Annotated in this window: 18 protein-coding genes; 14 read left to right on the top strand and 4 right to left on the bottom strand. The window is 51.7% G+C overall.

What is annotated here, in order from left to right:
• The first annotated feature begins 61 nt into the window (after window positions 1-61).
• From CRP01_RS17770 to CRP01_RS17710, 13 genes are all read left to right on the top strand, one after another.
• Entirely contained in the window at window positions 62-1,630 is a 1,569-nt protein-coding gene (locus CRP01_RS17770; RefSeq protein ID WP_099151421.1) for an alpha/beta fold hydrolase, read from the top strand.
• A gap of 89 nt (window positions 1,631-1,719) precedes the next feature.
• Window positions 1,720-2,517 carry a TlpA family protein disulfide reductase gene (locus CRP01_RS17765; RefSeq protein WP_099151420.1) on the top strand — a complete coding sequence of 266 codons (798 nt, stop codon included), beginning with the start codon at window positions 1,720-1,722 and terminating at the stop codon, window positions 2,515-2,517.
• A gap of 130 nt (window positions 2,518-2,647) precedes the next feature.
• Window positions 2,648-4,246 carry an alpha/beta hydrolase gene (locus CRP01_RS17760; protein WP_099151419.1) on the top strand — a complete coding sequence of 533 codons (1,599 nt, stop codon included), beginning with the start codon at window positions 2,648-2,650 and terminating at the stop codon, window positions 4,244-4,246.
• A 107-nt stretch (window positions 4,247-4,353) separates the two neighbouring features.
• Window positions 4,354-4,755, top strand: coding sequence for a hypothetical protein (locus CRP01_RS17755; protein WP_233752706.1), 402 nt, complete (start codon window positions 4,354-4,356; stop codon window positions 4,753-4,755).
• 58 nt (window positions 4,756-4,813) lie between these two features.
• A complete protein-coding gene (locus CRP01_RS17750; protein WP_170110420.1) occupies window positions 4,814-6,004 on the top strand; it encodes an aspartyl protease family protein in 1,191 nt (396 codons plus the stop codon).
• 45 nt (window positions 6,005-6,049) lie between these two features.
• Window positions 6,050-7,246, top strand: a complete 1,197-nt coding sequence (locus tag CRP01_RS17745; RefSeq protein WP_099151417.1) for an alanine racemase — start codon at window positions 6,050-6,052, stop codon at window positions 7,244-7,246.
• Between the two features lie 80 nt (window positions 7,247-7,326).
• The gene (locus CRP01_RS17740) at window positions 7,327-10,131 is read left to right on the top strand and encodes a heparinase II/III domain-containing protein (protein WP_222845761.1); all 2,805 of its coding nucleotides are present in this window, start codon (window positions 7,327-7,329) and stop codon (window positions 10,129-10,131) included.
• A 49-nt stretch (window positions 10,132-10,180) separates the two neighbouring features.
• Complete coding sequence (locus CRP01_RS17735) at window positions 10,181-10,741, top strand: RNA polymerase sigma factor (protein ID WP_099151415.1); 561 nt, start codon at window positions 10,181-10,183, stop codon at window positions 10,739-10,741.
• A gap of 29 nt (window positions 10,742-10,770) precedes the next feature.
• Window positions 10,771-11,073 carry a hypothetical protein gene (locus CRP01_RS17730; protein ID WP_099151414.1) on the top strand — a complete coding sequence of 101 codons (303 nt, stop codon included), beginning with the start codon at window positions 10,771-10,773 and terminating at the stop codon, window positions 11,071-11,073.
• Window positions 11,070-11,534: a hypothetical protein gene (locus CRP01_RS17725; protein WP_099151413.1), complete on the top strand. Its 465-nt coding sequence runs from the start codon at window positions 11,070-11,072 to the stop codon at window positions 11,532-11,534. Before CRP01_RS17730 ends, CRP01_RS17725 begins: the two co-directional genes overlap by 4 nt.
• A 45-nt stretch (window positions 11,535-11,579) precedes the next feature.
• Window positions 11,580-12,398, top strand: a complete 819-nt coding sequence (locus CRP01_RS17720; RefSeq protein WP_099151412.1) for a YHYH protein — start codon at window positions 11,580-11,582, stop codon at window positions 12,396-12,398.
• A complete protein-coding gene (locus CRP01_RS17715; RefSeq protein ID WP_222845760.1) occupies window positions 12,385-12,990 on the top strand; it encodes a toxin-antitoxin system YwqK family antitoxin in 606 nt (201 codons plus the stop codon). The genes CRP01_RS17720 and CRP01_RS17715 overlap by 14 nt, the downstream gene beginning before the upstream one ends.
• Window positions 12,953-13,630, top strand: a complete 678-nt coding sequence (locus CRP01_RS17710) for an SCO family protein (protein ID WP_099151411.1) — start codon at window positions 12,953-12,955, stop codon at window positions 13,628-13,630. The genes CRP01_RS17715 and CRP01_RS17710 overlap by 38 nt, the downstream gene beginning before the upstream one ends.
• Before the next feature lie 69 nt (window positions 13,631-13,699).
• On the opposite strand, the gene CRP01_RS17705 is transcribed toward CRP01_RS17710, so the two are convergent.
• The 4 genes from CRP01_RS17705 to CRP01_RS17690 all read right to left on the bottom strand — a co-directional run bounded on the left by CRP01_RS17705 (window position 13,700) and on the right by CRP01_RS17690 (window position 17,994).
• Window positions 13,700-14,332, bottom strand: a complete 633-nt coding sequence (locus CRP01_RS17705; RefSeq protein WP_099151410.1) for a MarC family NAAT transporter — start codon at window positions 14,330-14,332, stop codon at window positions 13,700-13,702.
• A gap of 95 nt (window positions 14,333-14,427) precedes the next feature.
• Window positions 14,428-15,183: a succinate dehydrogenase/fumarate reductase iron-sulfur subunit gene (locus CRP01_RS17700; protein ID WP_099151409.1), complete on the bottom strand. Its 756-nt coding sequence runs from the start codon at window positions 15,181-15,183 to the stop codon at window positions 14,428-14,430.
• A gap of 73 nt (window positions 15,184-15,256) precedes the next feature.
• Window positions 15,257-17,257, bottom strand: coding sequence for a fumarate reductase/succinate dehydrogenase flavoprotein subunit (locus tag CRP01_RS17695; protein WP_099151408.1), 2,001 nt, complete (start codon window positions 17,255-17,257; stop codon window positions 15,257-15,259).
• 50 nt (window positions 17,258-17,307) lie between these two features.
• A complete protein-coding gene (locus CRP01_RS17690; protein ID WP_099151407.1) occupies window positions 17,308-17,994 on the bottom strand; it encodes a succinate dehydrogenase cytochrome b subunit in 687 nt (228 codons plus the stop codon).
• A 179-nt stretch (window positions 17,995-18,173) separates the two neighbouring features.
• On the opposite strand from CRP01_RS17690, the gene CRP01_RS17685 reads away from it, so the two are divergent.
• Window positions 18,174-18,674 carry a hypothetical protein gene (locus CRP01_RS17685; protein ID WP_099151406.1) on the top strand — a complete coding sequence of 167 codons (501 nt, stop codon included), beginning with the start codon at window positions 18,174-18,176 and terminating at the stop codon, window positions 18,672-18,674.
• Window positions 18,675-18,710: the final 36 nt, after the last annotated feature.

Genomic DNA, 18,710 nt, shown 5'->3' with positions numbered 1-18,710 from the left:
CAAATGTGAATGTCTGGAGTAGGACCGGCGCGTACCTTCGTCCCCGTAAAAAGCGCAGACTATGAGATCAGTAATTGTTTTGGGGATTATTCCGGTCCTTTGCCTGCTGGCAGTGAACGTGCAATCCGGGCCGGAGGGTCAGTTTTTCGCTACTACCGCCACGGAGGCAGTGGACAAGATTGTTCTAGATTCCGATGGGGGAGCAAGCAAAAACACTGCATTCCAGCCAAAATTTAAAGTCTCCAAAAAAACGACCCACAAGATCCCGCCGGGTCAGCAATTTACCTTCGGCTACCTGGAGGTCTTGGAGAACCGAAGTCGGCCCAAAGGGCGCACGATTGAAATACCCGTTTATATCTTTCAGAGCAGAAGTACTGATCCCAAACCCGATCCGATCATCTATACGGTCGGCGGACCGGGCGCCAGTACCATGCCTTCCGCCCCCTATATGAATTACTACCAATATCTGGATGAACGGGATTTCATTCTGATCGAACAGCGGGGTAACTACTACGCAAAGCCCCATCTGGACTGTCCCGAATGGTCGAAAGCCGTTTATACCTCTAATCTTCCGGATTTTGATCCGGGTGAATCCGATAGCCTCTTCGAACGGGCCGCTAAGGCATGCCGGCAACAGTTGACCGCCGCGGGAATTGATCTGAATCAATACAATACCAACGCAATAGCGGCGGATATCAACGACCTGGTAGAGGTGCTGGACATTGAACAATACAATCTGCTGACCATCTCCTACAGTACCAAAATAGCCCAGGTATTGATGAGGGATTATCCCCGGCGGATCCGAAGTGTGGTAATGGACTCGCCCCTGCCTCTGGCGGTAAATTATGATGAAGAAAGTGTAGGCAATCTTTTGCGATCGGTCGGGGCCCTGCTTTATGACTGTGCATCCGATCCTGCCTGTGAGGCAGCTTTCCCAGATCTAAAAGAACGCTTTTACCGCTACCTCCGGGAAAAGACGCGTCACCCTCTGGAAGTAAGCGTTCCGCACCCACAAAGCGGAAAACTGGAGACCTTCCGGCTCCAGGGAAAAGACCTGATCACGGTTTTCAGCTCTGCTTCCACCGGGACGGTAAACGAGGTGCCCTATGAGATCAATAAGCTGTTGAACGGCGATCTCCGGAGTCTGCAGGAACAGTTGTCGGCTTTATTTGAACCAGCCGGCAGTGGGGCCGGCATGGGCATGCGATTGTCGGTCTGGTGCGCCGAAGAATATCCCTTTAACGACTACGGCAGGATAAAAGCGGAAACCAATCGCTTTCCGGAAGTTGCCAGCTTATCGCCGGCCGTATTCGACGCTTCGATCTGCGATATCTGGGGAGTGGAAAAAGTGCCCGACCAGGAAAACCAGGCGATCCGTTCCGACATTCCCGTACTTTTGATCAACGGGGAATACGATAACGAGACTCCACCCCAATGGGCTGCTGCAATGCAGGAAAATCTAAGCAACAGCTATCATCTTATTTTTAAAGGCTGGATGCATACGCCAACTACCAACTGGGGCAATCCGTGTGCGATGGAGGTAGCCAATGCGTTTTTCAATACCCCTACCGAAATGCCCGATAATCCTTGTTTTGAAGCCATAGGCAATCCAAAGTTCAAACTGGAATAAAAGTTTGTAACAATTTATAGGCGACATAACCACCTAAATGGTTATACTGCGCATCTACGAATTGAAGATTCGTACGAAACGCTGACTAAATGAATAGAACCATACTTATTGTCGCCCTGATCCTCTCCGCTTTTGCATTCAGCTGCAAGGATCAGCCCGAAAAACAGACTACCGCTGAAAAAGTAGAAAGATTTGAACCGGCAGTAGATCCCAACGATCTCGGAACGGAGTTTATGGAATGGTGGACCTACCATAGCTCCAACATCGCCTTATCCCAGGATTTTATCGGTCTGAACGCAACGTCGGATACGATTGGTAAGAAATTGTTTCTGGAGCAATTATCTTCTGGGGATTTTATTCCGCTGCGATTGGCTTCCAATTCCGCGGAAGAGACTTACAAACTCGTTCAGCTACCGCCTTCCACCGAGGAAAGCATCCGATCTACCATAAAGAACGAATCACTCCACAAACTCAAACTTTTTGAGCTGGAGGGGCAACCTTTCCCCCAGTTTGATCTTACCGACCTGAAGGGGAATCATTACACTAGCGAGAATACGCGCGGGAAAACGGTAGTTTTTAAAACCTGGTTTATCCACTGCAAAGCCTGTGTGGCCGAATTTCCCGAACTGAACGAACTGGTGGCCGATTATGGGCAACAGGATAACGTGATCTTCGTAAGTTTGGCGCTGGATGACCAGGACGATCTGAAAAAATTCCTGCAGAAACGGGAGTTTGATTACGGAGTGGTTCCCGACCAGGAATCCTTGATCGTCGGGGATCTTGGCTTGCAATCGTATCCGACCCATATCGTGGTGGATGAAAATGGGATCATTACCAAAGTGGTCAATAAGGCGTCAGAAATGATTGCCTTTCTTGGCAGGACCTAGATTTCTAAGTTTTCTATCCAGTACAGACTTTCTAAGTTTCCTCTACAGACTTTCTAAGTTTCAAAAACTTAGAAAGTCTTAAACCTCAGTTACTTAGTCTTTTAAAGCCTCAAAATTCCAACCAACCAACATGTATTCAAAGATCTCCATTCCCTGCCTGCTGCTTTTTGCTTTGGGCATTACCCAATCCGTTTTTGCGCAAACTCACCGTACCGAAGCGCTAAATGCCGGAGAAAAGATCGCCAAAAACATTGCTGCGTCAGAAGCGCATAATTACACGGCCAATCTGGAGAATGGTATGGCGATCGTCGGCGAACTCAGGCAGGAAGGGATCGATCTGGTGATCGATGTGTATCATCCAAATGGGCAACTTTTGAAACAGATCGACAGTCCGAACGGAACCCAGGGATCCGAACCCATCGATATCACGGCCAAAGCATCCGGAACCTATACCTTCACCGTTCACAGCCTGGATCAGGACGCAAAAACGGGAAGCTACACCTTGCAGATCGAGCGGATCCTCAGCCTCGCGGAAAACGCCAAACGCATTACCCGAAAAGAACTTCCGACCGCCACCTTATACCAACTCTGGGAATCCTCCCTAAGCGACAGTCAGGCCGTTGATACTTTCCTGGCCGACCAGACGCAACAGCACATCATCGAACCGATCGAAGGGAATGCGGACGAGATGTTGGTTACTTATTTCTGTGTACCCAGGGCCAATACGGAATATGTGATGTTGAGCGGCGGACCCGATTTTTTAGGTTTACGCTTTCAGCGACTGCCTGGCACGAAATTATTTTTTGTCACCCAGCGTGTACCCCGGGACGCCCGCTTCAATTACGGATTCAATTATTTTAACCTGGACAAGGCCGGCCCGCAGGGAGAGATCGAATCGAGGAATGTAAAACACGCCTACGATGGAACCGTCGAAATGCCGGATGCTCCCCAACAAGTCTATCTTTTAGAAAGGGAGGATAGCCCGCAGGGAAAGTTAGTACCCACCACGGTGAAAAGTGAGATCCTAAAGGAAGAACGCCAGATAAGCGTTCATATTCCGGCCGGTTACGATGCCGCCGTGCCCCATAACCTGTTGATCATCTTTGACGGAGAAGCTTACGGCGCGAGGCCCGGTCGCCGGTCCAGGATACCGGCTCCGACCATACTGGACAACCTGGCTGCCGACGGTAAAATAAGTCCGACGGTAACCGTTCTGGTCTGGTCCATGGGCAAAAGAAGTAAGGATCTCATCAGTGATAAATTCGGGGATTTTATCGCCACGGAACTCATCCCCCGGATGCGTTCGGAATACCATATTCATCCGGAAGCGGAGAAGGTTATTCTGGCCGGTTCGAGCCGGGGAGGTTTTGCGGCCAGTTATATCGCTTTTCGCCATTCGGAGGTCATTGGCAAGGTGCTTTCCCAGTCCGGCTCTTACTGGATCAAGGGGACAGAGGATGAAAACCACTGGATATACCCGGAGGAGAACGGCAAACTCATCGAGCTGTACAAACAGAGCAAAACCTTACCGATCCAGTTCTATATGGATATCGGGCTTTACGATGCCGGCGCCTCGATGCTCGGTATGAACCGGCAATTTCGGGATATTCTTGAGGTCAAGGGATACGAAGTAGATTACCGGGAATTCAAAGGTGGACACAATTATGTAAATTGGCGGGGAACGCTGGCCGATGGGCTTATTTCCCTGATTGGAACGGGCAAAGAATAAGCTAAAATAAGGGGATTAGCCTTTCTAAGTTTTCCAGAAAGACTTTCTAAGTTTCGAAAACTTAGAAAGTCTAAAAGCCTAAAAGTCTAAACTTTCAATCAGCAGCCATGATCATCGAACCGCTCGTAAAATGGGGGATCACCCATCCGAAAAAAATATTTCAGATTGACGGATTCGGTGCGATTCTATCGGCCTTGCTCCTGGGCGTTGTACTGGTTCGCCTGGAACGGTTTTTTGGCATCCCGGTATCCACCCTGTATCTGCTCGCGGCGCTGCCCTGTCTTTTCGCGCTGTACGATTTTTACTGTTACTTCCGGGTGAACGAAAAGATCGGACGATTTTTAACGGGAATCGCTATTGCCAACCTGGCCTACTGCGCTTTGTCCATCGGACTGGCCATATACCACCGGTCCGTCATTACCTATCTGGGTTGGATCTATATTCTGGGCGAAATAGGGATCGTGAGCATTTTAGCCATCCTTGAACTGAAGGTGGCTAAACATCATTGAAATGGTAGCTGCCTCTAAAACAATCAGTTTATCTTCCGGTAAGGACAATACCCGAAATATGAAAAATAAATTGCTCATCCTGCTTTTCCCGGGCATTTGGTGCTTTTTGATCAGCGGATGTACCGTTAAATGGACGGAGGCGATCCAATACGGTGAGGTGGAGCAGGAGGAGTTCCGCGCGACTGTTCCAATTGAAATACAAAAGGACCTGATACTGGTGCCGGTCTCGATCCAGGGAAAATCTTACCGGTTTTTGTTCGATTCGGGAGCGCCTTTCAGCATCTCGGATCGCCTGCAGCGGGAATTTGGTTTTAAAACGGTGAGCAGGGGAACGATCGTAGACAGCGACCACAATAGAAAAAAGGTCAACTGGGTGCAGGTTGATGCTATTGATATCGGAGGTATTTCCTTCCGGGAGCAGACCGCATTTGTCGGGGATTTTGCCGCCAATCCAATTCTGGGATGCATCGGAATCGACGGCATTATTGGTTCCAATCTGATCAGACATAGTAACTGGATCATTGATCAGGAGCAGGGAGCTTTGTCCCTGTTCAGTACCATTGACCAGGAGGCATTGAATGCCTACGCCATCGTCCTTTTCGAGACCGATTACCAGTATAATATTTTTCTGGATGTGGATCTGGGATCGGCTACGGTGGGTAAGGTATTGCTGGATTACGGCTCCAACGGATCGGTCTCTTTGAGCCGGGATATATTTAGTAGACTTAAAGACCGGGGGATCATCCGGGAAACCCTATCCGAGAAGGGCGTTCGGCAGACCGGGATCATTGGGACTTCCGTTCCCCTGGATCGGGAGATCGCCTTTACGGATTCACTCCGTATGGATCGCCTGCAACCGGAGGACGTAATGCTGCGCACCGGAAAAACGGTATCCATAGGCAATAAGCTGTTATCCAGGTTTCGGGTAACCATTGATTGGGAAAATCAGGTGCTTTATATGGAGCCCGGCGGGAAAACGCGGGATCCGGCCCGTTCGCGCGGTTTCAGTCTGGGCTACGCCGTCGATAAAGGGATTTACGTCCAGTCGGTAATAGAAAATTCGAAAGCCGATCGGGCGGGTATCCGGCCGAATATGCAGGTCCTGAAAATCGACGGGCTGGATTTTGCAAATGGAAATGATTATTGCGATTATGTGCAGCACGAACTCAGCGATGAATTTTTTATTCAGCTTATCGATGCACAAGGCCAGCACCTGGAGCTTCGTCTTGAAAATACAGTGCTGAAATAAGAGTGCCGATCAGGTATAAAAGATCTCACAAACTAATTGTATCACATGGAGGATGCCGGCTATTTCCAGCAACTGAACCGAACGCTCAAAGATCAGCCACGAGCCATTCCCAGTCTGATCATCGACCGGGAACGGCTCGACCGGAATATCGAGACCCTGCTATCCACGCTGCGTCCCGATCTTGATTTTCGAATAGTGGTAAAATCACTCCCATCTTCCGATCTGCTCCGCTACCTGATGGACAAAAGCGGCAGCCAAAAACTGATGGTCTTTCACCAGCCTTTCCTTTCGGATCTCTCCCGCTGGCTGGATTCCCGCGCGGATATTTTACTCGGTAAACCCATGCCGGTGAAGACTGCGGCTTATTATTACCAGAACGTTCTTGCCGAGCGGGGTTTTGATCCTTATAAACAAGTGCAATGGCTGATCGACACCCGGGAAAGAGCCCGGGAATACCTCGATCTGGCCCGCAGCCTGGGCGGGACTTTGCGATTGAATCTGGAAATCGATGTCGGATTGCACCGCGGCGGCTTTTCCGGACCGGAAGCGCTGGCAGAAGTTTTACAACTGATCAGCGATCATCCGCAACAACTCCGGCTGAGCGGATTGATGGGCTACGAACCGCACGTGGTCAAGTTGCCGAGAATACTCCGCAGCCCGGATCGTGCTTTTCAGATGGCCGATGATCGTTACCGGTCGTGCATTCAGACCATTCGGGAACAGTTCCCCGCCCTCTGGAACGAGCAGCTTACCTTCAACGGAGGGGGGAGCCCTACTCTTGCGTTACACGGTAGCCGGGCTTCCGTACTGAACGAGATCTCGGCCGGTTCCTGCCTGGTAAAACCAACGACTTTTGATACGCCTGAATTGCAGGACTTTCATCCCGCTGCTTTTATTGCCACACCAATACTGAAGAAACTGAAGGACACTACTTTACCGGGACTGGAAAAGGTAGCGGGTCGGCTCAGCCGAATTAAACCGTCCTATCGCAATGCCTATTTTATCTACGGGGGTTACTGGCGGGCTGATTATGTTTTTCCGCCGGGAGCCAAAGAAAATCCGCTGTTCGGGCCGAGTACCAACCAATCCATGATCAATCTGCCGCCGGGAGCGGAACTGGAGGTAGATGATTTCGTTTTTTTGCGACCCCACCAGAGTGAATTCGTGTTCTTGCAGTTCGGCGATCTACTGGTTTACCATAAGGGTAAGATCGAAGAGCGTTGGGCGCTGCTTTCCCAGTAAACGGCCCGCAATTTATATGCTGCTATCCTGTAAGGGCGAACGATCGGCAAGTGGGTCTGTAGGTTAAACCAAAACCCGTAATGATGACCCTGCGCCCGTTCCTGCCCGCCCTTTTATTTGTCCTTCTCTCCTTCAGTCAGCTTTGCTTAGCCCAACCGCAGCACCCCCGGATCTACATCAAGGATAGTGCGAGGGAGGCTTTCCTGGTATCCCAGAAAAATACAGCCTGGAAAAAGACCTATGTCGAAGAGCTGAAAGCCCAGGTAGATCACTACGTGGCACTCTGCGAAAAGGATCCGGAATGGATGGTTTCCCGGCTTCAGATGAACTGGAAGACCAGACACGATAAGGTTTTTCTGAAAGGTGGGAACTTCTCCCATTCGGAGGGTAAAGCTCCCGTGCCGACGGTCCGCTTTTCCGGTACCCGGGATTGGGCAACGAATTACCTGGAACCGGCTATCGCCGACGTGGAGCCCTATTTCGACGATCCGCGCGGTATGCATCTGGTGCATAAAGAAAGCGGGAAAAAGGAGTGGATCCATCCATCCAAATCCGGACATATTATCGAGGGGATCAATCGAAAGATCATGAAGTTGGTGCAGGATGCGGCCTTTTTGTACTGGCTGACCGGGGAGGAGCGCTACGCGCGCTTTGCCGAGCCGGTATTTACCCAGTACATCGAAGGCATGTATCACCGGGAAGCGCCCTACGATATAGACCAGACCGGCCAGCAACGCCTCTCGGGACTGGCAACTTTTGAGGTGATCCACGAAAAGATCACCATTTACCTGACGGTGGCCTACGATTTTCTCTACGACTATTTGCGGAAGCACCGATCGGACCAATCCCACACCATCGAAGTCTTTCAGCGGTGGGCCGATCAGATCATCGTCAATGGGGTAGGGGAGAACAACTGGAATTTCTTTCAGGCTCATTTCCTGATCTACCTCGCCGCTGCCCTGGAAAACAACGCCAGCTACGCGAACGGAAAAGGGCAGGAATATTACCTGGATCAGATCTTTGAAGTGACCACGGACCGACAGGTCGCGCTCAAGGAGTCGGTCCTGGTCTTTGACCAGGAAACGGGGATCTGGCCGGAATCGGCTTCCTATTCCCTGCACGTCATCACCAGTCTGCTCGAAGTGCTCACCCTCTACGATCAGGCCACCGAGACCGACGCCTTTGCCGACTATCCGATCGCAGAGAAAGCCACCCTGGCCTCGTTTCAGTACCTTTTTCCCAGCGGTCACATCATTGGTTTCGGAGATTCTAAGCACGAACCGATCTCGCCCGACATTTTTGAAATGCTGATCGCCCATTATGACAAATACCAGGAGCGGGAAAAGGAGCAACTTATCTCCGCAATGCTGCAGGAGTTGATCGACCGGGGCGAGTACACGCGTAAGGCCGGTGATCTGTTTCATTTGTTCTTTTACGTAGATGAACTGGACAGCGACGCGGAAACCGATATCGATCCCGTCGCCATGGGCCTGATGACGCCAACCTTTCACGCCCCCAGCGTGAGTATGTTCCTGCAGCGACTGGGTGCCGGCCGGCACGCCATCATGGCTTCCACCGTCGGTGCCTACGGCAATCACGCCCACGCCAATGGTATCGGCCTTGAATTATTCGCCAACAATTACGTGCTGGGCCCGGATATGGGGCGCGGTCCCAGCTACTGGCATCCGGATCACCGGGATTATTATTCCCAGTTTGCGGCCCACAATACCGTTGCAGTGAACGGCCAATCCACCTACCGGACCATGCTGAGCTATCATCCCTATACGTTGGATAATTCTTTTCCGGTCTCGGGGCAGCCGGCATCCCAATTCGATAAAGTCACCTTCTCCAAAGCTTCTTTCGTGGAGCCGGCTACCAACGCCCAGCAGCAGCGCCTGACGGCTATCGTGCAAACCGAATCGGAGCAGGCTTACGTACTGGATATTTTTCGCTCCGCTGTAGCCGGATCAGCTGCGCAGCGACACGATTATTTTTACCACAACCTCGGGCAAACGCTGGAGATAAGGGATTCCGAAGATCATCCGCTGGCCCTGCAGTCTACCGATAAATTGTCTTCTGCGGCCGGCGATCATAAAGCCTACGATTATTTCCAGGATAAGCAAGGCACGGCGACCGATAAAGATCTCAGTGCGGTATTTCGCCTGAGTACCTCCGATCAGCCCGATAATCTGATGAAACTGTGGGTAAAGGGCAGTGCCGATCAGTCGGTATTTTCCGTGCAGGCACCACCCTCGCGGGCTATTTCCAAGAGGACCGCTCCGGATTCCATGCTGGGTGCACAATTGCCCACCCTGGTCCTCCGGCGAGAGCAGGCGGCCTGGGAGGATCCGTTCGCCGTGATCTACAATCCCTACTTGGCCGATGATGCGAATGCCGTCAGTGCGGTGGATTTTTCTACCGCGCTGCAGCCGGCGGGGGCACAGGCGATTGTGGTAAGCCTGGCCGAACAGGGCGTGGAGGACCACATCGTTGCCAACGCTTCGGTTAACGAACTGGCCGGTGGCGACGATTTTTATCAGAAAGGATTGCTTTCCATTGTGCGCCGACGACTGGATGACCGGCAGCCGGTCTTCTTCTTCGTTTCGGGCGTCTATCGCTTTGATTACGAGCAATGGCAGGTGATCTCGGTCGGAACGGCTGTAACGGTGAGTATCGAAGTGAAAGGGGAGGATCTATACCTGCAAAATGACCAGCCGGTGTTGATCCGGATCCCGAAAGGGGAAACTGACGAAATGCCGACTATTTTGTTGTACGAGAACGGTGAGCTCAGCGCCGAACGGAAAGGCGTGATCAGTCGGCTGAATCCGGAGCAGGTTGAATTTCGCCTGGCAAAAGCTTACGAAAAAGTGGTAGTTAAGCGCTAACAAAAACCAAGGCTGACCGTTAGATTATTCCTGCAAAGCACCAAGGCTTTTGAAAAATGAAAAAGCATTAATCGTATCCATTAGTCAGGGAGACCAAAATGCCTTCCGGGCCGTCTATGAACTGTACGCTGACAAAGTTTACAATACTGCGCTGAGCTATGCGCAAAACAAGGAGGATGCGGAAGAGATCACGCAGGACGTGTTCACCAAAGTATTCCGGAATGCGGCGCAGTTTGAAGGGAGGTCCGGTGTGAGCACCTGGATCTATCGCATCACCGTAAATACCTCACTTTCCCGGCTCAAGAAAAGAAAAAGATTTTCGCTATTTGGAATGGGCACCTCCGTCCCGAGCAACCGTGCCGACTTTGACCATCCGGGGATATTGCTGGAAAAGAAGGAAGATGCAAAAGCCTTGTTCCGGGCCATCGATACCCTGCCTGCAACGCAGAAAACGGCATTTATCTTAAGTTTTGTGGAGGAATTGCCCCGTCAGGAAGTAGCCGATATTATGGAAATTTCCCTCAAAGCCGTGGAGTCGCTATTGCAGCGAGGTAAAAAGAATTTGCGGATCAAATTAGAAAAAATGTATCTGGAGCGTAGGAAAAAATGATTTTAATAGTCTAAAGAAAAATGACAGCGATGAAAGACGATTTGGAAAATTGGATAGACAACGCATTTGATAGCCTGGAGGGTAGTAAAAAGGCAAGTCCCGATCCCGGACTGCTGGCCCGGATCGAAGCCGGACTTGGTACCCGGGAGGCGAAGATTATTCCTGTAGTGCAGTGGCGTCTGGCCGCGGTGGCCGCAGCGGTTTTGCTGTTGCTCAATATCTGGGCCGTTAGCGGGTACATATCGTCCGATCAAACCCGATCGGATGGATCCGGGTGGGAAGCGGAAACCGACCGCCAACTTATTTCAAATTACAGACTTTACGACTTATGAAATCACAAGCCTTCTATAGATCAGCAACCTGGGCCTTATTGTTCCTGAACGTATCGCTTATTGCCGTCTTCCTGTTCAGCAGACCCGGACCACCGGTTAATAGGGCGGATTACGGCTTTTTGGATCAGGCCATCGCCATCCTGGATCTGGATGATGAGCAAAGGAAGATTTTTTTAGGGGAGGCGCGTCGGCACAGTCGGGCCCTGGATGAGATTGACCGCCAACAAAGCGACCTGCTGAAACCCTACTTTTTTCAACTTACCTCCACCGCAGAAAATGTGGACGAAGCAGCGATCCTGGACCAGGTTCAGGCGCTGGAACGCCGCAAGATCAACGTAACCTACCAACATTTTCAAAAAGTAAAAGAAATTTTAAAGGAAGAGCAAGCGGTTTATTTTGAGGACTTTATGAGTAAAGCCTTGGATATTATCTTACTGGATCTGAAAAAAAATTCCGAATAACCGAAGGATTTTTAGCCGGTAGTGGTCCAAAGGGAAAAACAAATTATGAAATACCTGGTTTTCTCTTGCTTACTACTGCCGCTGGGCGCTATCCTTATTTTTTCCTGCCAGCAGGATGATGACCTGACCGATCCGGTCGGGGAACCCGAACTTCACGCTGCTTTTGCGGAATTCGATCCGGATAATTTTACCATTTATTTAGATGGGGACGAGGTCGTCCTGGAATCCAACGGATTACCCAATCATACCTCTCCGTACTGGTCCAATACGACGGCACGGACGGCCGTCGATCCGATGGGAAATACGCTCACTACACCGGCAGCGGCTTCCAATCATCCGCTATTCGTGGAACCGAGTGTGACTTCCTTCGAGCAGATGGCGCCGGGGAATATCGATGATTTTAACGGGTCTTATACTCTGCGGGTGCCGGCCAGCCCGGTTTTGGCGACTACCAGTTCGGCCACCGGCCTGGGACCGATCGGTATGGCGGTCAGCGGATCGATGATCTACGACGATCAGGAAGGTCCCAATGTTCCATTGGATAATGCCATTCCCTCCCTGGATTACACGGCGGCCCACACCGGGCCCCAGAGTTACCATTACCATCTGGAGACCAAAGCCTGGTCGGATGACGATGAGAAATTGATCGGTATCATTTCCGACGGTTTTTTTCTGTACGGGCGGAAATGTAATGCTACGGGGACTTACCCAACCGATCTCGATGCATCCGGTGGCCATACCAGCACCACACAGCACACTACCGAAGCGGAATACCACTACCATATCCAGAACGAAAAGTACCTGAACCAATTCTATATTCTGTTTCCGGGAAATTACCAAGGGACTCCCAATGCGATTCGGTAGAGCGTTCATGTTGGGAATAGTATCCGTGGTCTTAGCCGGCCAGTTCCTGGCTGCAGATCGGGCCTTTATAGCGGGCACTGCTGCTGTTGAGGACATCAGGGTACCAAAAGAATTACTGGAGCTTCGACCCGCTGAGGGGCTGATCTACTTTCGGGATCAGCCTTTCACGGGGACTTCGGTCTCCAGGTACGAGAACGGACAGATCGCGACTTCCATCGCCTACGCAAACGGAAAAAAACAAGGCCCGTACCGAAAGTGGTTCGAAGACGGTCAGTTGAGTTTTGAATGCTTTTACCGGGATGGTAAAAAGCAGGGCGCTGCCAAAAGCTGGTGGTCCAACGGAAAACTGAGAAGCGCGTCCAACTACGATCGGGGCGTGGCGCACGGCCTGCAGGAAGAATGGTACAGCAGTGGGGCAAAGTTTAAAGAAATACAACTGGTGTACGGTCGGGAAGAGGGCCCGCAGCGAGCCTGGCGCGAGAATGGAAAGATCTACAATAATTACGAGGCCAAAAACGGTCGGATCTTTGGTTTAAAGCGAGCAAATTTATGTTATGAACTGGATAAAGAAGAAATTCAATATGCTGAGTAAAGGCGTGCTTTTTTTAGTTCTGCTAGTAATGTTGGCTTGTAATGGTTCCAAGAAGCAAGATCAGGAAGCTTCCTTGCCCTTTTACGATGAAGCCACCTTTACCCCCCATTGGCTGGAGGCGGGCAGTGATTCCCTGGCTCAGTTCCACCGGATCTCTCCTTTCCGACTGATCAACCAGGAAGGCGATACCATTACGGAGCGCTCCGTAGCCGGGAAGATATACGTGACGGATTTCTTTTTCACCTCCTGTCCGGGTATCTGCCCCAAAATGACCACCAATATGGCTTTGCTGCAGGATGCGTTCTGGGAGGATGATGGCGTCTTACTGCTGTCTCATTCCGTAACTCCGGAACACGATTCGGTCCCGGTACTACAAGACTACGCCCTGGCCAGGGGCGTGGATGCCCGGAAGTGGCACCTACTTACCGGAGATCGGGAACAGATCTATAAACTCGGGCGGCAGGATTACTTCGTGGAGGAGGATCTGGGGCTGCAAAAAGACCCGGAAGAATTTTTACATACGGAGAACTTCGTTCTGATTGATCCGCAACGCCATATCCGAGGGATCTATAATGGATTGAATAAGGCTTCCATCGCTCAGCTGATCACCGATATTCATACTTTGCGGATGGAGCAATGACTGTATTGGGAAACAGGGCGCTCAGAAGCCCCGAAAAGCTCCCGTGCCAAGCCGATCCGCCGGCATTCATTAGCCCTGCATCGTACGGATCAGATCGTAGATACCGGTAATGATATACTGGATACCGATGGCCATTACGATAAAGCCCATGATGCGGGACAGAGCCTTCAGGCCGCCTTCCCCCATAATGCGGAACAGGTAAGGCGCTGAACGCAGGATCAGGAAAATGATAACGCCCAGACTGATGATCACCCCGATGATCAGGAACCGCTGGGACCATTCGGTATGGATGGCGTATAAACTGATCAATAAACTGATGGATCCCGGGCCGGACAGCAGGGGCATAGCCATAGGGGAGAAGGAAATATCGTCCTTTTCCAGGGCTTCGTGTTTCACTTTTTTATCCACCGCCCGGCTTTCGGCCATTTTACCGTTCAGCAAACTGAAACCGGACAGGAAGATCACAATGCCGCCGGCGATCCGCATGGCGCTCAGACTGATACCGAAAAAGCTCAGGATCAGTGTACCCGCCAAAAAGAAGACCGTCAGGATCAGGATGAAATAAATGCTGGTATTTCTGGCGGTATGGGCCCGTTCGGCTTTGGAGTAGGTGGGCGTCATGGCCAGAAATACCGGTACGGCTCCGAGTGGATTGACCACGGAAAACAGGGAAGCCAGTACGGTGATGAAAAGCTCCAGCATAGAAGTGTTTGAGTAGTAGCGTAGAACCATCCACCAAAAGTCATTAGCCCGAATTTTCACCGGCTAACGACTTTCGGTGGTCACGTGGTGACGATTTATTTTACTTTGGTCTCCGAACCCAGGGAAGAAGCAAAGTAATCCCGGTTCAGTTTGGCAATGTATTCCACGGAGATCTCCTTCGGACATTCCGCCTCACAGGCCGTGATGTTGGAACAGGCTCCGAACCCTTCCTCGTCCATCTGACGGACCATGGCCTGTACCCGGCGTTGTTTCTCTACCTCACCTTGTGGCATCAGGGAGAGGTGGGCTACTTTGGCCGAGGTGAACAGCATGGCCGAAGAGTTTGGGCAGGCCGCTACGCAGGCCCCGCAACCGATACAGGCTGCAGCATCAAAAGCCTCAGCCGCCTGTTCTTTCTCGATAGGAATGGAGTTGGCATCCTGCGCCTGGCCGGTATTCACCGAAACGAAACCGCCGGCCTGAATGATGCGGTCAAAAGCGGCGCGGTCTACGGCAAGGTCTTTCAGCACCGGGAAGGACTTGGCGCGGAAGGGCTCGATCGTGATGGTATCGCCGTCCTTGAAGTGACGCATGTGCAACTGGCAGGCCGTGGTGCCCTGCATCGGGCCGTGCGGATAACCGTTGATCACCATGCTGCAGGTACCGCAGATACCTTCGCGGCAATCGTGCTCGAACACGACCGGCTCTTCCTTCTTCTGGACCAGTTCTTCGTTCAGCACGTCCAGCATTTCCAGAAAGGACATGTGTTCACTGACATTATCCAGTTGGTAGGTGACCAATTCCCCTTTGAACTTGCCACCTTGTCTCCATATTTTGAGTGTGAGTTTCATCTAATTTTGTTTTTAAGCGATCAGTGATGGTGTTGCCTGCGGTGCCCGGAAGCACCACCGGAGATCACCGGGCTTATTTATAGGATCTGGTTTTAAGCTCAACGTTTTCGAAGACCAGTTCTTCTTTGTGGAGGATCGGTTCCTGGCCGTTACCCGGGTATTCCCAGGCAGCGACGTAGGTGAAGTTCTCGTCGTCGCGAAGCGCTTCACCGTCTTCGGTCTGGTATTCCTCGCGGAAGTGACCGCCGCAGGATTCGTCGCGGTTCAGTGCATCCAGGATCATGGTCTCACCCAGTTCCATGAAGTCCGCTACGCGCAGTGCTTTTTCCAGTTCCGGATTGTACTCGTTGTTGCCGCCGGGTACAAACACATCATTGTAGAATTCGGCCTTCAGCTCGCGTACCATCTGTACGGCCTTACGCAGCCCTTCTGCGTTCCGCGACATGCCGCAGTAGTCCCACATGATGGAACCCAGGCGACGGTGGAAACTTTCCACAGACTGGTTGCCCTGTACGCTCAGCAGATTGTCGATACGGTCCTTCACCGCTTTTTCGGTAGCCTTGAAGGCTTCGCCGTTCGGATCGAATTTCGGGGTCCGGATCTCTTTGGACAGGAAAGTGCCGATGGTATAGGGAATCACGAAGTAACCGTCGGCCAGACCCTGCATCAGGGCAGAAGCACCCAGACGGTTGGCGCCGTGGTCGGAGAAGTTGCATTCTCCGAGGGCGAACAGTCCCGGGATGTTGGTTTCCAGATTATAGTCCACCCACAGGCCACCCATGGTGTAGTGTACCGCCGGGTAGATCTTCATCGGATAGATATAGGGATTTTCACCGGTGATCTTTTCGTACATCTCGAAGAGGTTACCGTACTTTTCGGAGATCACGGCCGTACCCAGTTCTTTGACCAGTTTCTCATCCGGATGGTCGTTGCCGGAGGAGTGAGCTTTGGATTTTCCGTAGCGCATGATGGCGTCGGAGAAATCGAGGTATACGGCGAGTCCGGTAGGCGCAACACCCAGTCCTTCGTCGCAGGCGGTTTTGGCAGCTCTACTGGCTACGTCCCGGGGTACCAGGTTACCGAAGGCCGGGTAGCGGCGCTCCAGGTAGTAGTCCCGGTCGGCTTCCGGAATATCGAGTCCGGTCTTTTTACCCTCGCGGATGGCTTTGGCATCCTCCTGCTTTTTGGGTACCCATACCCGGCCGTCGTTCCGTAAACTTTCGGACATCAGCGTCAGTTTGGACTGATAGTCGCCCGATACCGGAATGCAGGTAGGGTGGATCTGGGTGAAGCAGGGGTTCGCCATCAGCGCCCCGCGGCGTACAGCGCGCCAGGCGGCGGATACATTACACATCATGGCGTTGGTAGACAGGTAGAATACGTTGCCGTATCCTCCGGAGGCCAGCACCACGGCGTGGGCGGCGTGGCGTTCCAGTTCGCCGGTGATCAGGTTCCGGGCGATAATGCCCCGGGCTTTGCCGTCGATCCGGACGATGTCCAGCATTTCGTGCCGGTTGTACATCTTTACGGTACCGAGGGAGATCTGCCGCGAAAGCGACTGGTAGGCACCCAGCAGCAATTGCTGACCGGTCTGTCCGCGGGCGTAGAAGGTACGGCTTACCTGCACCCCGCCGAAAGAGCGGTTGGCCAGCAGTCCGCCGTAATCGCGGGCGAAGGGCACGCCCTGCGCAACCGCCTGGTCAATGATGTTGCGACTCACTTCCGCCAGCCGGTGTACGTTGGCCTCGCGGGAGCGGTAGTCACCACCCTTGATGGTATCGTAAAACAGGCGATACACGCTATCGCCGTCATTTTGGTAATTCTTTGCGGCATTGATCCCACCCTGGGCCGCGATGGAGTGGGCCCGGCGGGGACTGTCGTGGAAAGTGAAGGCTTTCACGTTGTAGCCGAGTTCGCCGAGGGTAGCGGCGGCAGATGCACCGGCCAGACCGGTACCGACTACGATTACTTCCAGACGTCTTTTATTGTTGGGGGCTACCAGTGGCATGCTGGACCGGTATTGGGTCCATTTTTCTTCCAGTGGTCCGCCAGGTACTTTTCCGTCAAGTTTCATATCTTTCTGATGATAATTGTTAAATGAATCTGGTTCTCGGTCGGGCTATCTTACCCCTGCAGGTACATATACACGGGGATGAACGCAAAAGCCAGGGGAACGACCACCGCGTAGATACGTCCTACTGTACGGATCAACGGTGAGTACTTCGAATGGTTCAAACCAAGGGTCTGAAATGCACTCTGGAAGCCGTGGAGAAGGTGATAGGCAATAACGACCATGCAAATGACGTAGAAAACCACATAGAGGGGATTTTGGAAGGCCTGAGCCACTACGTAGTAGAGGTTGTCCACTTCCACATCTTCGTAAGTCACCATTTCAAGTACCCCCATTTTCATTTGCAGCCAGAACTGATACAGGTGGATCAGGATAAAAATAAAGATTATCGTACCCAGCCAGCCCATATTGCGGGATGCAAATGAATTGGTGTTGACGGTACGCGTTACTTTTACCGCGTATTTGGTTTCCCGGGCGTTCGCATTGGACCGCCACAGTAGCCAGCCCTGAATGGCGTGCAGCAGGATGCCGGCGTAAAGCAGGTAAGAGGTCAGCTTGATGACCGGGTTTGTCGTCATGAACTTCGCGTAGAGATTAAATTTCTCTCCACCATCGTCAAACAACAACTGTAAATTGCCAATGAGATGAACCACCAGGAAGATGATCAGGAACAATCCGGTGAGGCTCATCACCAACTTACGCCCGACAGAGGACGTAAGGAAAGTAGAAAACCAACTCATAAATTTTATTTTTTTCGTGTGACCTTTCACTCAACCCAAAAGGTATGAAAAGCGTTGTTGGAAGGTCGAGATATTTGGTGCACAAAGCTAACCGATAAAGCGGATTTGCCCAACAATTGTTGGCCTCAGCTAATTATCGACGGATTATTTAGAATCATTCAAAATTATGATAAAATAAAATGGAGGAAAAACAATTAAAAGTAAGTTTCCAGCACTTCCTGGAGAAATTTCCCGAGGTAGAACTACCGATTACGCTGGGAGAAGACACCCATCACGCCTTCAGTCAGAAGAACGATCCGATACCTCCGCTGATGATCGAACAGTTCATTTTACCGCTGGAAGAAGAGGAGTCGGATGAGTTTACGGAGTTTATTGCCTGCTTTCGAATGCCGGCCCAAAAGGAATACCAGGCGATCGTGTACTGGAAAGCAGGGCTGCTCAATTACCAATACATGCTGGCTACTTTTGGCAAAGACGAAAAGCTGATCGATAAGCGGGTGATCGGGGGGACGTACTACGACGGAGAACAACTGACCCAGTCCGTAGCCACCATCAAGGAAGACGGCCAGGTGATCATCGCTTCCGGCCAGGGCGATCCGCATCAGGAACATTTCGAAGCGGCCAGTACTACGGCCTATCGCGTACAGATCGGTACGAAAGGTAAGATCGTCAATCTCTGATCCCACAGACTTACCGGCCCGGTGGCTGACGCCCGG

The organism is Flavilitoribacter nigricans DSM 23189 = NBRC 102662, assembly GCF_002646595.1.
GTDB classification, from domain to species: Bacteria; Bacteroidota; Bacteroidia; order Chitinophagales; family Saprospiraceae; genus Flavilitoribacter; species Flavilitoribacter nigricans.
Note: the sequence above shows the minus strand (reverse complement) of the source record. Positions and strands in the feature narration are given on the sequence as shown.

What these genes read in the sequence shown, in the direction of transcription:
- CRP01_RS17770 (WP_099151421.1), top strand. Translation starts at nt 62, where the DNA reads ATGAGATCAGTAATTGTTTTGGGGATTATTCCGGTCCTTTGCCTGCTG.
- CRP01_RS17765 (WP_099151420.1), top strand. Translation starts at nt 1,720, where the DNA reads ATGAATAGAACCATACTTATTGTCGCCCTGATCCTCTCCGCTTTTGCA.
- CRP01_RS17760 (WP_099151419.1), top strand. Translation starts at nt 2,648, where the DNA reads ATGTATTCAAAGATCTCCATTCCCTGCCTGCTGCTTTTTGCTTTGGGC.
- CRP01_RS17755 (WP_233752706.1), top strand. Translation starts at nt 4,354, where the DNA reads ATGATCATCGAACCGCTCGTAAAATGGGGGATCACCCATCCGAAAAAA.
- CRP01_RS17750 (WP_170110420.1), top strand. Translation starts at nt 4,814, where the DNA reads ATGAAAAATAAATTGCTCATCCTGCTTTTCCCGGGCATTTGGTGCTTT.
- CRP01_RS17745 (WP_099151417.1), top strand. Translation starts at nt 6,050, where the DNA reads ATGGAGGATGCCGGCTATTTCCAGCAACTGAACCGAACGCTCAAAGAT.
- CRP01_RS17740 (WP_222845761.1), top strand. Translation starts at nt 7,327, where the DNA reads ATGATGACCCTGCGCCCGTTCCTGCCCGCCCTTTTATTTGTCCTTCTC.
- CRP01_RS17730 (WP_099151414.1), top strand. Translation starts at nt 10,771, where the DNA reads ATGAAAGACGATTTGGAAAATTGGATAGACAACGCATTTGATAGCCTG.
- CRP01_RS17725 (WP_099151413.1), top strand. Translation starts at nt 11,070, where the DNA reads ATGAAATCACAAGCCTTCTATAGATCAGCAACCTGGGCCTTATTGTTC.
- CRP01_RS17720 (WP_099151412.1), top strand. Translation starts at nt 11,580, where the DNA reads ATGAAATACCTGGTTTTCTCTTGCTTACTACTGCCGCTGGGCGCTATC.
- CRP01_RS17715 (WP_222845760.1), top strand. Translation starts at nt 12,385, where the DNA reads ATGCGATTCGGTAGAGCGTTCATGTTGGGAATAGTATCCGTGGTCTTA.
- CRP01_RS17710 (WP_099151411.1), top strand. Translation starts at nt 12,953, where the DNA reads ATGAACTGGATAAAGAAGAAATTCAATATGCTGAGTAAAGGCGTGCTT.
- CRP01_RS17705 (WP_099151410.1), bottom strand. Translation starts at nt 14,332, where the DNA reads ATGCTGGAGCTTTTCATCACCGTACTGGCTTCCCTGTTTTCCGTGGTC.
- CRP01_RS17700 (WP_099151409.1), bottom strand. Translation starts at nt 15,183, where the DNA reads ATGAAACTCACACTCAAAATATGGAGACAAGGTGGCAAGTTCAAAGGG.
- CRP01_RS17695 (WP_099151408.1), bottom strand. Translation starts at nt 17,257, where the DNA reads ATGAAACTTGACGGAAAAGTACCTGGCGGACCACTGGAAGAAAAATGG.
- CRP01_RS17690 (WP_099151407.1), bottom strand. Translation starts at nt 17,994, where the DNA reads ATGAGTTGGTTTTCTACTTTCCTTACGTCCTCTGTCGGGCGTAAGTTG.
- CRP01_RS17685 (WP_099151406.1), top strand. Translation starts at nt 18,174, where the DNA reads ATGGAGGAAAAACAATTAAAAGTAAGTTTCCAGCACTTCCTGGAGAAA.